12 protein-coding genes are annotated in these 12,814 nt (G+C 72.5%); 7 read left to right on the top strand and 5 right to left on the bottom strand.

Annotated features, from left to right (window positions below; genetic code table 11):
• The first annotated feature begins 12 nt into the window (after positions 1-12).
• Positions 13-429 (top strand): cupin domain-containing protein, encoded by a 417-nt coding sequence (locus ACBJ59_RS20045; RefSeq protein WP_375111723.1) that lies wholly within the window; start codon positions 13-15, stop codon positions 427-429.
• On the opposite strand, the gene ACBJ59_RS20040 is transcribed toward ACBJ59_RS20045, so the two are convergent.
• From ACBJ59_RS20040 to ACBJ59_RS20030, 3 genes are read right to left on the bottom strand one after another with little or no spacing between them, the layout of a single operon-like run.
• Positions 416-562 carry a hypothetical protein gene (locus ACBJ59_RS20040; protein WP_375111722.1) on the bottom strand — a complete coding sequence of 49 codons (147 nt, stop codon included), beginning with the start codon at positions 560-562 and terminating at the stop codon, positions 416-418. The two genes, ACBJ59_RS20045 and ACBJ59_RS20040, sit on opposite strands and share 14 nt — an antisense overlap.
• Complete coding sequence (locus ACBJ59_RS20035) at positions 559-1,260, bottom strand: 4-carboxy-4-hydroxy-2-oxoadipate aldolase/oxaloacetate decarboxylase (protein ID WP_375111721.1); 702 nt, start codon at positions 1,258-1,260, stop codon at positions 559-561. Before ACBJ59_RS20035 ends, ACBJ59_RS20040 begins: the two co-directional genes overlap by 4 nt.
• Positions 1,257-2,000 carry a PIG-L deacetylase family protein gene (locus ACBJ59_RS20030; RefSeq protein WP_375111720.1) on the bottom strand — a complete coding sequence of 248 codons (744 nt, stop codon included), beginning with the start codon at positions 1,998-2,000 and terminating at the stop codon, positions 1,257-1,259. The genes ACBJ59_RS20035 and ACBJ59_RS20030 overlap by 4 nt, the downstream gene beginning before the upstream one ends.
• A 157-nt stretch (positions 2,001-2,157) precedes the next feature.
• Between ACBJ59_RS20030 and ACBJ59_RS20025 the strand changes: the two genes are divergently transcribed.
• A complete protein-coding gene (locus ACBJ59_RS20025; RefSeq protein WP_375111719.1) occupies positions 2,158-2,973 on the top strand; it encodes a DUF1932 domain-containing protein in 816 nt (271 codons plus the stop codon).
• Positions 2,974-3,284: 311 nt separating this feature from the next.
• On the opposite strand, the gene ACBJ59_RS20020 is transcribed toward ACBJ59_RS20025, so the two are convergent.
• Positions 3,285-3,926 (bottom strand): GntR family transcriptional regulator, encoded by a 642-nt coding sequence (locus ACBJ59_RS20020; protein ID WP_375111718.1) that lies wholly within the window; start codon positions 3,924-3,926, stop codon positions 3,285-3,287.
• Positions 3,927-4,162: 236 nt separating this feature from the next.
• On the opposite strand from ACBJ59_RS20020, the gene ACBJ59_RS20015 reads away from it, so the two are divergent.
• The 5 genes from ACBJ59_RS20015 to ACBJ59_RS19995 are packed head-to-tail and all read left to right on the top strand — an operon-like array spanning position 4,163 to position 11,291.
• Complete coding sequence (locus ACBJ59_RS20015; RefSeq protein ID WP_375111717.1) at positions 4,163-4,654, top strand: hypothetical protein; 492 nt, start codon at positions 4,163-4,165, stop codon at positions 4,652-4,654.
• A 34-nt stretch (positions 4,655-4,688) separates the two neighbouring features.
• The gene (locus ACBJ59_RS20010) at positions 4,689-6,086 is read left to right on the top strand and encodes a hypothetical protein (protein ID WP_375111716.1); all 1,398 of its coding nucleotides are present in this window, start codon (positions 4,689-4,691) and stop codon (positions 6,084-6,086) included.
• On the top strand, positions 6,083-7,402 hold the full coding sequence (locus ACBJ59_RS20005) for a VWA domain-containing protein (RefSeq protein WP_375111715.1): 1,320 nt from the start codon (positions 6,083-6,085) through the stop codon (positions 7,400-7,402). The genes ACBJ59_RS20010 and ACBJ59_RS20005 overlap by 4 nt, the downstream gene beginning before the upstream one ends.
• Before the next feature lie 11 nt (positions 7,403-7,413).
• Complete coding sequence (locus tag ACBJ59_RS20000; protein WP_375111714.1) at positions 7,414-8,529, top strand: AAA family ATPase; 1,116 nt, start codon at positions 7,414-7,416, stop codon at positions 8,527-8,529.
• Complete coding sequence (locus tag ACBJ59_RS19995) at positions 8,526-11,291, top strand: DUF5682 family protein (protein ID WP_375111713.1); 2,766 nt, start codon at positions 8,526-8,528, stop codon at positions 11,289-11,291. Before ACBJ59_RS20000 ends, ACBJ59_RS19995 begins: the two co-directional genes overlap by 4 nt.
• A gap of 28 nt (positions 11,292-11,319) precedes the next feature.
• Here the strand turns inward: ACBJ59_RS19995 and ACBJ59_RS19990 are convergent, their stop codons facing one another.
• Positions 11,320-12,729 (bottom strand): alpha/beta hydrolase, encoded by a 1,410-nt coding sequence (locus tag ACBJ59_RS19990; RefSeq protein WP_375111712.1) that lies wholly within the window; start codon positions 12,727-12,729, stop codon positions 11,320-11,322.
• Positions 12,730-12,814 lie beyond the last annotated feature (85 nt).

Below are 12,814 nucleotides of genomic sequence, written 5' to 3'. Positions count from 1 at the left end.
AGGGACCACGCCATGCACCGCGAACCGGACTCCGTACCCACGATGCTCTTCGACTGGGGCTCCATCAAATGGCACGTGACGCCCGGCAGCGTGCCCGGCGCCTCGTCCACGCTGGGCGAGGTCGTGATCAACCCGAACAAGGGGCACGACCGCCACCAGCACCCCTTCTCCGACGAGATCCTCTACATCATCGAGGGAGAGGGGCGCCAGACGGTCGGCGACGGGCCCGAGTTCGCGGTCAGGGCCGGTGACGCCGTGTGGATCCCCATGGGGACCATGCATTCGACGTTCAACACGGGGTGGCGGCCGATGCGGATCATCGCGACGTACACGCCGGGCGGCGCCGAGGAGGCGCTGCGCGACCTGCCGGACTTCGTCGAGCTGGCGCCCGGCGAGCACCCCACCTGGGAGGCCGTCAAGCAGGGCTGACCGGCGGGGCCAGGATCAGCCTGGTCCCCGGGTTGCACAGCTCGATGCGGTGGCCGCCGGGCTCGTAGACGTACAGGATGTAGGCGCCCTTCGAGGTGCCGCCCCCGCATCGGCATGCAGGGCACACCGTCATCGGGCACGGTCGTACTCCTCCGCCGTCATGTACGTGATGCCGAGCTCCGGCAGGCGCTCGCGCAGCCCGTACCGGTCGAGGCCGAGCTCGCCCTTCTCGAACGCCTCGCGCGTGGCGGCCTCCTTGGCGGCCCGCGCGGCGGCCGCCTCGATGCCGCGCTCCAGGTCCGCGCGTGGGCACACCAGCGCCCCGTCGTCGTCGGCGATGACCGTGTCGCCCGGCCGGACCAGCTGGCCGCCGATCGTGACGGGCACGTTGACCGCGCCCGGGGTCGCCTTCACGGTGCCCTGCGCGCTGACGGCCGCGCTCCAGGCCGGGAAGCCCATCGCCCGCAGCTCCGCCACGTCGCGCACGCCCGCGTCGATCACCACCCCGCGCACCCCGCGGTGCCTCAGCGCGGTCGCGAACAGCTCCCCGAACATGCCGTCCGTGGACGGCGAGGTCGTGGCGACGACCAGGAGGTCGCCCTCGCGGCACTGCTCGACCGCGACGTGGATCATCAGGTTGTCGCCCGGCCAGCACAGCACGGTGACCGCGTTGCCACCCGTCCTCGCTCCCGGCCAGGCGGGACGCAGCCCGGGGCCCAGGTAGCCGGTGCGGCCGAGGGCCTCGTGCACGGTCGCCACGCCGTACGCGGCCAGGGCGTCGACCCGGCCGGGAGCCGAGCGCGGGATGTCGGTGACGACCACGTTCCTCATGCGAGCACGTCCGTCACCTGCGGGTACAGCCGCATGTACGCCTCGCCCATGGTGTCGTGCGCCAGCCCCAGGTTGGGGCCCGCGTTGCGCTTGAGCTGCACGCCGCGGCGCTTGGCCAGGTCGGTGTAGTAGTCCCACATGTGCTGCTGGGCCGGCAGGCACTCCATCGCCTTGCGCTTCCGGTCGAAGACCGGGGTGATGTCGAGCAGCAGGTCCGGCTTGAAGTCGCACTGCTCGGGCTGGTGCGGCTCGAAGAAGAACACGGGCGGAGCGCCGAGCGGCTCGCCGGGCGCGTCGTAGCCCGCGGCCTGCGCCAGCACGCGCGCCTGCAGCGCCATGCGGGCCGCCGCCGGGTGGTCGCCGTTGTACGGGTCGGCCAGCGGGTGGGTGAGCACCACGTCGGGCTCGGTGTCGCGGTAGACGCGTACCAGGCGGTCCACCAGCTCCTGGCTCTCCACCAGGGGATAGTCGCCGGCGTCGAAGAACTCGATCTCGGCGCCCAGGGCCGCGGCGGCGTTCCGCGCCTCCTCGCGGCGGATCGCCTTGATCTCTTCCAGCGTGCGGCCGGCGCGCCACGCCTTCGCGGACTCGCCGCGCTCGCCGAAGCTGAGGCAGACGACCTTGGCGTGCTCGCCGCGGGCGGTGGCGAGGGCTATCGCGCCGCCGGCGCGCCAGACGAAGTCGCCCGCGTGGGCACTGATCACCAGGAGGGTGCGGGGGAAGGTCTTTTCCGAGGTCACTTGCCGACGCTAAGAGCCGAACGGACGGATTGTCAACACTTTCATCGCCAATGTGGGCGTTGTGGGTGGGTATCTGGCTGGCTGGCGGGAAGATCCGACAATATTGTCAACCATGTGGCTCCTCTGAGGCGGGGAGCCGTGGTGGTGGAGGATGCTCATGGACGGACCCCAGGTGGCGCTGCTCGGTTACGGCGAGGTCGGCCACGTCCTCGCGGACGGCCTCGCACCACGCGTGCGCCTACGCGTGTACGACCCGGCCCACCCGTCGGGGAGCCTGCCCTCCTGCGAGCTGGTTGCCCGCAACGCCGATGCGGTGCGCGGGGCCGACGTCGTGATCGCCGTGACCACGGGGGCCGACAGCTTCGCCGCCTGCGCCGAGTCCCGGCCCCATCTCAAGCCCGGTGTCCTCTACGCCGACCTGTCCACGGGGGCGCCCGGCGACAAGCGGCGGATCGCGGAGCTGCTGGAGCCGGACGGGGTGGCGGTCGTGGACGGCGCGATCATGGCCCCGATCCCGCTGCGCGGCCTGGCCACGCCGGTGCTGGCCAGCGGGGAGCACGCGGACCGGTTCGCCGCCTTCGCCGGCGGCCACGGCATGGACGTCACGCCGATCGGCGGCTCACCCGGGGACGCCGCCGCCCGGAAGCTGCTGCGCAGCGTGCTGGTGAAGGGCCTGAGCGCGCTGGTCATCGAGGCGCAGCGGGCGGCGCGGGCGGCGGGGCTGGGGGAGTGGTTCTGGGAGCACGCGCTGGAGACGGTGACGGAGGCGGACGAGGAGTTCGTGGTCCGGCTGCTGCGGGGGGCGGGGCAGCACGGGGTACGGCGGGTGCACGAGATGGAGGCGGCCACGCGGATGCTGGAGGAGCTGGGCGTACCCCGCACGATGACGGAGGCCACCACCGTCACCCTCGACCACGCGACCCGCACCGGCACCCCACCCATCCCCGCCCCGAACACCCGCCCCACCACGTAACCGCCCCACCACGTAACCGCCCCCCCACGTAACCGCCCCCCCACGTAACCGCCCCGCCGCGCTGCACCCGCCGCACCTGCCGCACCCGCCGCACCCCCGCCGGCCTGCCCTCCGGACCGTCACCCTCCCGGGACCTTGGCGTCCCGAGCCGACGGCGCGTGGGACACGGTGTCGAGCGGGCGTCGGGCGGGGTGCCGGACGGGCGTCGGGCGGGCGTCAGACGAGGCGTGGGGCGGGTGCCGGACGGGTGCCGGACGGGTGTGTCGGGCGGGTGCGTCCGGCGGGGCGGGGGTGCCGGGGCGATGGGGGCGTCAGTCGGGGCTGGCCTCCAGGGCCTTGGCGACGCTGCGGAGGTGCTGCTGCATGGCCGTCTGTGCCGCCTCCGGGTCGCGGGCCACGATGGCCGCCACGATCAGCTCGTGCTGCGGCAGCGACACCCCGGCCCGCCCCGGCTGCCGGGCCAGCCGGAACTTGTGCCGCACCACCTGCGCCCCCAGCCGTTCGATGATCGCCGCCGACGTACGGTGCCCGGCGATCGCGCGGATCCTGGCGTGCAGGGCGGCGTTCAGCTCCGAATAGCGGTCCAGGTCCCCCGCCTCCACGGCCGTGCGCATGTCGGTGACGATCTCCCGCAGCTCCCCGGCCTGCTCGGGCGTGACCCGTTCCGCCGCCTTGGCGGCCGACAGGCCCTCGAGGACCATCCGCACCTCCGTGATCTCCACGGCTTCCGCCTTCGAGATCGCCCGGACCCGGGCCCCCTTGTTCCGGAGGATCTCGACGAGCCCCTCCCCGGCGAGCTCCTTGAACGTCTCGCGCACGGCGGCCCGCGGGGCGCCGAACTGCTCGCAGACGTCGGCCTCGACGAGCCGCTGGTTGGGCACGAAATCGCCGTCGAGTATGGCCGACCTGACCCGGTCGGTCAGCGTTTCCTCCCGCGGGGACCCTGGGGTCACGCGATCCTCCCGGCGCCGTGCGTACATGTCTCGGTTGACAATATTATGGACAATTTCCGGAGCACAGGCGCGCGCCCGAAAGCCGGGAAACCCGGCCCGCCACAGGGTTTGATCATTTAGCCCCGATCTGTCGGTGCCCTCCGGTAAGTTCCCGGATCATTCGATCAGCCGGTCGTGCAGGCCCGGGCACCCCCGCCCGCGCCCGCGAACCGGCCGGGGCGGGAGGTTCTGAGGCCGTGGACGCGGACACAACCGCGTGGGAAGAGCGCAGCGTGCTCCGGGTGGTGCCACCCGTGGAGCCGCGCAAGCTGGCGAAGGTGCCCTTCGTCGAGCTGGCCGACGGCCGGCTGCAGGGCGTCGTGTCGAGCGGGTCCGACATCGAGCGGGTCTACGTCTCGTCGATCACCGCCGGCACTCATGCGCTGAGCTGCAGCACCAACAACAACCGGCCGTGCGGCGCGTTGCACGGTTACGCGTGCAAGCACATCAACCAGCTGGCCGACGAGGCGGTCGTGCAGTACGGGCTCGACCGGGTGGCCCGCTACCTGCGGGTCGAGGTCCCCGAGGGCGGCCGGTTGATGCAGCACGTCAGCGGGCACGTCGAGCGCACCCCGGCGGCCGTCGTGTTCAGCCGGTTCCTGCGCCACCTGGCCTACCTGGAGGTGCCCGACAGCACCGCGCCGCTGGCCGAACTGCACTGGTTCCCGTCGATGGGGGCGGTGCGCTGATGCCCGACCGATCTGCTGGCGAGGTGGTCTGCTGATGCTCGACGTACAGCTGAGCGAGTTGCTCGGCGCGGCTCCCTCCGGGGCCGGCGAGGCGCTCGACCTGGTGGCGGGGTTCGACGGCGCGCTCACCCACGGGTTCGCCCGGATCGGGGAGGAGCCGGCCGCGGCGCTGTCCGCCCTGGCGGGCGCGCTGGCGGGCACCCCCGTCGGCGAGCGCGTGAGCGAGGCCGTGGAGAAGGTGAGCGCGGGGTCGGTCGGCGACGAGCATCTGGCCGCGCTGGCCGGGGCGCGGGCGGCGCTGTTCGGCGCGGTCCACGACGCGCTGCTCGGCCGCCTGGACGCGGCGCTGGGCCGCACGCGAGCGGCCTGGGAGCCCGCCGGCGACCCCGACGGCGACACGGCGGAGGTGGCGGACAACCTGCTCGCCGGGTGCCGGGTCTGGCTGCGCGAGCTGGCCATCGTCGGCTGGCGCGGCGTCGACCACGACCTGGTCTCCTCCGCCGACCAGACGATCGAGGCGCTGCTGGCCGTGCCCGAGCTGCGCGGGCTGGCGGTGCTGCTCGACGGGCTGGCGACCGAGCTGCGGGCCTCGTGCCCGGTCGCGACGATGGAGCGCGTGCCCGTCCGCAGATGGGCCGACCTGTGGACGCGCGCCATGCTGCTGTCCCAGCGGGGTCCCTGGAGCGCCGGGGGCGAGCGGGTCTCGGGGCGGCTGCTGATCCTGGGCGCCGACGTCCACGAGCACGCCACCGCCGTACGCGTCCAGGTCCACGGCATCCTGGAGGCCGCCGGAGGCGCGCCCGCCCGGCTCGTACGCACGAGCGTGGCCGCCGCCAAGGTCGACACCATCGTCGGCCCGACCCTGTGGCGGCTGCTGGGCGGCCACCCCGTGCTGCTGGCCGCGCTGGCCGAGCACCGGGCCGTGGAGATCACGGACATGCCGCTGCTGTCCGGCGGCGACCTGGTGTGGCACGACGACCGGGCCCGCGCGGGCGAGGAGGCCGACCCGTTCGCCATCGCGCGCGTGCAGCTCGCCGAGGTGACGGCGCCGCCGGTGACGCCGCTCGACCGGCATCCCGTGCGCATCGCCGAGCCCGTCCTCGTCGAGGGTTACAAGACCGACGGCCGGGTGTTCGACCTGGGCGGTCACACGATCAGGCTCGACCTCGACCGGCTGCCGTCCGCGGGCCCGCTCACCCCCGAGCTGGTCAAGGCCTCCACGGCCTGCTTAGGGCTGCTGCGCTGGGACGCCGGGCAGTGGTCGCTCCAGCCGCTCGCCGTGCAGGCGACGGTCAAGAAGAAGCCGGTCACCGCGCACAACGGCGACTGGGCGATGGGCCCCACCGACCCCAAGGTGGTCAAGGCCGAGGCCAGGGCCGGTGACGTGGTCGCCGTGCTGCGCGAACGGGCGGGACGGCTGCTGCGGAAATGACCGAGACGACCGAAGCGTCACAGACCGCCGACCAGACCCGGCGCCAGGTGCTCTACTGGCGCCTGCTGTCCCGGCTGTTCGGTTCCGACGAGCAGCCCGCGCTGGAGACCTCCAGCCTCGGCATCGTCGGCGATCTCGGCCTGCCGCTCGCGCTGCTCGACCCCGGGGTGTCGGTGGACAACCTGGTGCAGCGCTTCCCCGAGCTGGCCGCCGAGTTCCAGGGCCTGATGGCCGAGACGGGGCACGAGGCGGGCGACGAGGTGCGTCGCGCCGCACTCGTCTCCAAGCTGCTGCTGAACGTGTTCTCGACGGGCTCGGGCAACGTCACCGCCGCCCAGCTGGAGAGCTGGAAGCAGGACGCGGCCTGGTTCGAGCGCGGCATGGGCTGCGAGGCCGGTGGGCTGCGCCACAGCCCGGGCGGCGAAGAGCTGGCCAAGGTGCTCGCCGGCCTGGAGGGCGACCTGGTCAAGCGCATGCGCCTGCGCGAGGTGCTCGCCGACCCGGCCCTGGCCAAGCAACTCACGCCGAGCATGTCGCTCATCGAGCAGCTGCTGCGCGACAAGTCCAACCTGTCGGGCGTCGCGCTGGCCAACGCCAAGGCGCTGATCCGCCGATACGTGGACGAGGTCGCCGAGGTGCTGCGCACGCAGGTGGAGAAGACCAGCGCGGGCGTCATCGACCGGTCGGTGCCGCCCAAGCGGGTCTTCCGCAACCTCGACGTCGAGCGCACGATCTGGAAGAACCTCACCAACTGGAGCCCCGAGGACCAGCGTCTCTACGTCGACCGGCTCTACTACAAGCAGACGGCCCACCGCACCACCCCGGCCCGCCTGATCGTGGTCGTCGACCAGTCGGGTTCGATGGTGGACTCGATGGTCAACTGCACCATCCTGGCCTCGATCTTCGCCGGGCTGCCGAAGGTCGACGTGCACCTGATCGCCTACGACACCCGGGCCATCGACCTGACCCCGTGGGTGCAGGACCCGTTCGAGGTGCTGCTGCGTACCAAGCTCGGCGGCGGCAACGACGGGCCGGTGGCGATGGCCATGGCGCGCCCGAAGATCAGCGATCCGCGCAACACCGTGATGGTGTGGATCTCCGACTTCTACGAGTTCGACCGCTCCCAGCCGTTGTACGACGGCATCGAGGCCGTGCACCGCTCGGGCGTGAAGTTCATCCCCGTCGGCTCGGTCAACAGCTCGGGCGTCCAGAGCGTCGAGCCGTGGTTCCGCAAGAAATTCAAGGACCTGGGCACTCCGGTGATCTCGGGCCACATCCACAAGCTCGTGTTCGAGCTCAAGAACTTCCTCACCTAGGAGACCCGCGAATGAGTGACGATATGCTGCGCGCCCCCGCAGAGGTGAAGTACGCGGAGGAGCTCGACTGGCTGGAGTCGGTCGACGACGGCCCCAAGCCGTTCTCGTGGCGGCTCAGCCCCCGCATGATCAGGCTGTTCATCCTCGGCTCCGAGCGCTCCGACGGGCTCGACCGGGAGATCGCGCAGAAGTGGTTCGGCGACCGCAGCTTCGTCGAGCGCGCCATCGTGACGCTGGCCTCCGACCGGGGCCTGCTGCTGATCGGCGACCCGGGCACCGGCAAGAGCTGGCTGGCCGAGCTGCTGGCGGCGGCCATCTGCCGCAACTCCACGCTCGTGGTCCAGGGCACCGCCGGCACCACCGAGGACCACATCAAATACTCGTGGAACGTCTCCATGGTCATCGCCAAGGGCCAGTCCCGCCAGTCGATGATCCCCTCGCCGATCATGACGGCGATGGAGCAGGGCGTGATCGGCCGCTTCGAGGAGCTGACCCGCTCGACGAGCGACGTGCAGGACGCGCTCATCTCGATCCTTTCGGAGAAGTACGTCTCCATCCCCGAGCTCGACGACGACAACATCGTCTTCGCCCAGCCCGGCTTCTCCATCATCGCCACGGCCAACAGCCGCGACCGGGGCGTCAACGACCTGTCGTCCGCGCTCAAGCGCCGCTTCAATTTCGTCCGCATCCCGGTCGTGACGAACAAGAAGAGCGAGGCGGAGATCGTCCGCTTCCGTACGGAGGAGCTGCTGCGCAGGCACCGGATCGAGCTGGACCTGCCGCCCACGCTGCTGGACATCCTGCTGCAGAGCTTCGCCGACCTGCGCTCGGCGGCGGCCTCGGCCACCAGCGACGACGAGAAGCTGGAGTCGGCGCTGTCCACCGCCGAGCAGATCGGCGTGCTGGAGGACGCCATCCTGCACAGCCACTTCTTCGGCGACCGGGTGCTGCGCGCCCAGACGCTGGCCGGGTCGCTGGTCGGCTCGCTGGCCCGGCGCAGCCCCGAGGACCTGGCGATCCTCAACAAATACTGGCACGGCGTCGTCGAGCCGCGCAGCAAGAAGGACGGCGGGGAGTGGCCGGAGTTCCTCGAGGGCGGCCGCGAGGCCATCTCCACGCTCTCATGACCGGTCGGACGAGCCCCTTCGGCGAGCTCCGGGGGCAGCTCCTCGACGCCGCCGAGAAGTTCGCCGGCGGTCCCGTCGCCGTGTCCGAGATCCTGGCGGGCCTGGTCGACGACGTGGACCGGGCGCTGCGCGAGGAGCTGGAGATCTTCCCGGTCTGCCACCACTCGCCGGCCTCGGGGCTGGCGATGGTGCGCAGGCTGCGCGAGAAGCAGCCGAAGGTCATCTACCTGGAGCTGTGCGAGGACCTGCAGCCGCTGCTGACGGAGCTGCGCAACTGCCGGTTGCCGGTGGCGGTGCAGGCGTTCGCGACCGACATCGACGGCTTCCCGAAGGAGTGGGCGCCGCTCAGCGTGGTGGCGCCCATCACCGAGGCGTCGGCCGAATACCAGGCCATCTCCTACGCGCTGGAGACCCCGGGCGTCGAGCTGGTGCTGGTGGACCGCTCGACCGACCACGTCTTCCAGTGGGCGCCCAAGGAGGATCCGCAGGCCGCCCCCAAGGAGCAGGAGGAGACGGGCCTGCACGGCGACGCGGTCGGCGTCGAGATCGGCGACCTGCGCCCCCGCTTCGCCGAGCTGGAGGAGCACCTGCTGCACCACGGCAAGGTGCGCCACTGGTCGGAGTGGTGGGACCAGTACGTCGAGCAGCCCCTGTCCGGGGCCGACTACGACACCTACCGCCAGGTCATGGTGCTGATCGGCAGCCTGTTCCGCCGGCTCGGCCCCGGCGGCGACCGGCTGGCCGTGGACGAGGACCGCGAGCGTTACATGTGGACCAGGATGCGCGAGCACCTGGCCGCGTCCGGCGCCGACCCGGCCGACTGCCTCTACGTCTGCGGCGCCTTCCACGCCGCCAGCCACGTCGAGCAGTTCGGCGTGCGGTCCACGGCCACCTTCGAGATCAGCCCGCGCACCGGGACGAAATGGCTGTACGGCCTCATCCCGTCCAGCCACTCGGCCATCGAGGCGCAGTTCGGGCTGGCCTCCGGCTCGGTGTCCATCGCGGCGGCGACGTGGGCCAAGGCGCTGACGCGGAGCAGGCTGACCCCGTTCCAGCTGGCCGGGCAGAAGGGCGCCCGCAAGCGCGCGGCCAAGCTGCCCGCGCCGGTGGCGCCGGGCGAGGTGGCCGACAGGCTGACCGGGTTCCTGTCCAGGCCGCCCGCTCTCGACGCCCTCGACGAGGCCGAGCTGCTCGGCTGGTCCGTGGACATCGTGCGGCTGGCCCGCCGCAACGGCTACCTGGCCAGCACCGCCGACGCGATCGCGGTCTACGAGACCTCGATCCTGCTCGCCGGCATGCGCAACCGGGCCAGGCCCACCCCGTACGACTTCCAGGACGCGGCCGTCACCTGCATCGAGAAGGACGTCGTGCCGGGCCGGCGCGACGTGCGGCGGCTGTGCGAGATCCTGCTCGGCGGCGACCGCGCCGGCGAGGTCGGCTACGACGCGCTGCCGCCGCTGGCCAGGGACGTCTACGACCGGCTCGCGCCGCTCGGGCTCGACCTGGAGAAGCGGACGATCCAGCGGGCGCTGCTCGACCTCAACGCCGAGCCGGACCTGGTGCCCTGCTCCGATGTGCTGTGGATGCTGCGTTACCTGCTGCCCTCCGACGCGGTGCGGCCCATCATGGGCGAGCGCAGGCTGGGGGAGCGTTCGATCCAGGAGAGCTGGGACCTGTCGTTCGGCAAGCACCAGCGCTCCATCATCGAGCTCGGCTACGAGGGCGTCACCATCGAGCAGGTGCTGGAGCAGCGGCTGCGGCGCTCGGTGCGCGACCCCAAGGCCACCGCCGCCGTGGCGCTGGCGGCGGTGGAGGACGCCGTGCTGTTCCTGGGCAGCCGGCGCTTCACCGACGAGCTCGGGGCGCGGGCGGTGGAGCTGCTCGCCGCCGAGCGCACCGTGGACGACGCGCCGGAGGTGCTGCGCCGGATCCGGCGGCTGCTGGCGTACTACCGGGCCAACGAGCCCGAGCTGCCGGCCTGGTGCGAGGCGTTCGTGACGGCCGGTTACGCGCACTACTGCACGCTGCTGCCGACGTCCTTCGTGGACGACGACACCGGCGTGCGGCAGGTGGCGGCCATGCTGGGGTTCCTGTTCTCGATGGAGAGCCTGGCCCTGGCGCTGGGCTGCGACCGGGCCCAGCTCGAGATCGCGGTGCAGCAGTCGCATCCGGAGGCGCCGGCCAAGGTCGCGCTGCTGTGGGCGGCCCGCCACCAGCTCGGGCTGCTGCCGCTGGAGGAGCTGCGGGCGCGCTGCGACGAGCTGCTCGCCAACCCGCTGGTCATCCCGTCGTTCCCGCAGTACATCACCGGGTTCGTGCAGGCGATGGAGCCGGCTCCGGCGCTGTCGGGGTTCGTGGTGGAGGTGATCTCCAAGGCGTTCGGGCGGCTGCCGGACAACGTGCTGCTGCCGTGGCTGCCCAAGCTGATCACGACGCTGAAGGACGGGGCGGGAGAGCTGGTGCCGGTGCTCGTACGCGAGGCCGGGCGCACGTTCCCCGGCTCGCTGACGGCCGTGGACACCTGGGTGCCGCCGTGGACCGCCCGCCCCAGGCCCGCTCCCGCCGCGTCCGCCCCGGTGGCGGCGGGGCCGGTGGCGGAGCTGCTCATGGGGAATCCGGCGGCCTGCGACGCGGTGGCGGAGCTGCTCGGCTGCGCGGGCGAGTGGCGCTCGCCCGGCAGCGGCGGCGGCCACCCCGAGGTGAGCGCCCTGCTCGCCGCCCACCCCGAACCGGCGCTGGCGGTGGCGGGCCTGCTGGCCTGAGCCCGCCTGCCGTCCCGCCTCCATGACTCTAGGCGGGGCGGCAGGTGGTTCCGGCCGGGGGCAGGCGAAGATCGGTCAGGTACGCGTTCGCGTGCTCGATCACGCAGGCGTTGCCCGTGAGATACAGCCCATGGCCGTGCCCGTCGAACCGGACCGTCTCCGACCCCGGCACCCTGCGCACGATGTCCGCCGTGTCCTCGTAGTCGGTCCAGGTGCCCGCGCCGAGGAACGGCGGCAGGCCGGAGGGCAGCGGGGCGGGCGGGTTCGTCACGGGAGTCGGCCAGGCGGTGCAGCCGAGCCGGTGCCACAGGCCCATCCCGGCCAGGTTCGGCGAGACCCGCTCACCCATCGCCCGTACGGCCCGGTAGTCGCGATAGTCCCGGAAGCGCAGGCCGTCGGCGCACTGGGTGGCGTTCATGCCCACGAACGACGGCGGCTTCAGGCTCCCGATGCCCGCCTGCACGTATTTGGCGAACCCGGCCGCGTCCCCGTCCTCGGCCTGGCGGATGGCCTGCGCGAGCTGCCGCCAGCGCGGGTACTCCGGCGCCGGCCCCGGCCCCACCACGTTGGGCATCGCGGCCACCTGCAGGTCGAACCCGCTGTACGTCACCGGCTCGCCCTTCACCGGAACCGGCGTCCGGTCGGCGGCGGCCACCAGCTTCCGCCAGCGCGCCTCCATGCCGGTGCCGCACGCGTCCCCGCCGGACCGGCACCAGTCCAGGAACCGCCCGAACTGCGCCTCGTACGTCCGGTAGCGCACCCGCGCGTCCGTCATCGCGTCCCGGAGCTGGTTGACCGCCCCGTCCAGGTACATGGCCCTGATCCGCTCCGGGAACAGCCGGGCGTAGGCGACGGCCGGCACCCCGCCGTACGAGGTGGCCACGAAGCTCAGCCGCTCCTCCCCGAGGGCGGCCCGGATCGCGTCGATGTCGCGCGCCACGGAGGCCGAGTCGAGACGGTCGAAGAAGCCCGGGTCGACCTTCCGGCACTCCTGCGCGCTCCGGCGCACCTGCGCTCCGAGCCGGGCGTACTCGCCCCGCGTGTCGGGCCGGCTGAGCCACGGCCCGGTGGCGAAGCACTTCTGCGGCAGCCGCCCGTACGTGGTGGCGTTGCGCGGTTCGAGACTGACCACGTCGAACCGCTCGCGCAGCTTCGAGAAGCTGCCCCGGTAGTACGTGAGATCGTCGATCCCCGACCCGCCGGGGCCGCCGGGGATGCTGAACACGGTGCCCATGCGCTGCCCGGTGGCGGGCAGCCGGGCGATGCGCAGCGTGATGGTGCGGCCGCCGGGCTGGGCCCAGTCCACGGGCACCTCGACGGACGAGCACTCCAGGTCCTTGGGCCGCTCGGCGCCCTGGCACGCGTCCCAGCCCTCGCCGGTGGCCGGGGGAACGGTCGTGAGCGCGCCGAGCAGCGCACCGATCGCCATGAGTTTCATGCCCCCTACGCTCGCCGCTCCGCGCGCCGATCTCGATCGCGGTACGGCCCGTCTTGGAGGTAGTGCCTGGACTACTTTCCATACG

The organism is Nonomuraea sp. MTCD27, assembly GCF_041950495.1.
GTDB lineage: Bacteria > Actinomycetota > Actinomycetes > Streptosporangiales > Streptosporangiaceae > Nonomuraea.
This window is presented reverse-complemented; position numbering and strand designations above follow the sequence as displayed.

Excerpts from the sequence above, each read along its gene's own strand:
- ACBJ59_RS20045 (WP_375111723.1), top strand. The coding sequence starts at position 13 with ATGCACCGCGAACCGGACTCCGTACCCACGATGCTCTTCGACTGGGGC.
- ACBJ59_RS20040 (WP_375111722.1), bottom strand. The coding sequence starts at position 562 with ATGACGGTGTGCCCTGCATGCCGATGCGGGGGCGGCACCTCGAAGGGC.
- ACBJ59_RS20035 (WP_375111721.1), bottom strand. The coding sequence starts at position 1,260 with ATGAGGAACGTGGTCGTCACCGACATCCCGCGCTCGGCTCCCGGCCGG.
- ACBJ59_RS20025 (WP_375111719.1), top strand. The coding sequence starts at position 2,158 with ATGGACGGACCCCAGGTGGCGCTGCTCGGTTACGGCGAGGTCGGCCAC.
- ACBJ59_RS20010 (WP_375111716.1), top strand. The coding sequence starts at position 4,689 with ATGCTCGACGTACAGCTGAGCGAGTTGCTCGGCGCGGCTCCCTCCGGG.
- ACBJ59_RS20005 (WP_375111715.1), top strand. The coding sequence starts at position 6,083 with ATGACCGAGACGACCGAAGCGTCACAGACCGCCGACCAGACCCGGCGC.
- ACBJ59_RS20000 (WP_375111714.1), top strand. The coding sequence starts at position 7,414 with ATGAGTGACGATATGCTGCGCGCCCCCGCAGAGGTGAAGTACGCGGAG.
- ACBJ59_RS19995 (WP_375111713.1), top strand. The coding sequence starts at position 8,526 with ATGACCGGTCGGACGAGCCCCTTCGGCGAGCTCCGGGGGCAGCTCCTC.
- ACBJ59_RS19990 (WP_375111712.1), bottom strand. The coding sequence starts at position 12,729 with ATGAAACTCATGGCGATCGGTGCGCTGCTCGGCGCGCTCACGACCGTT.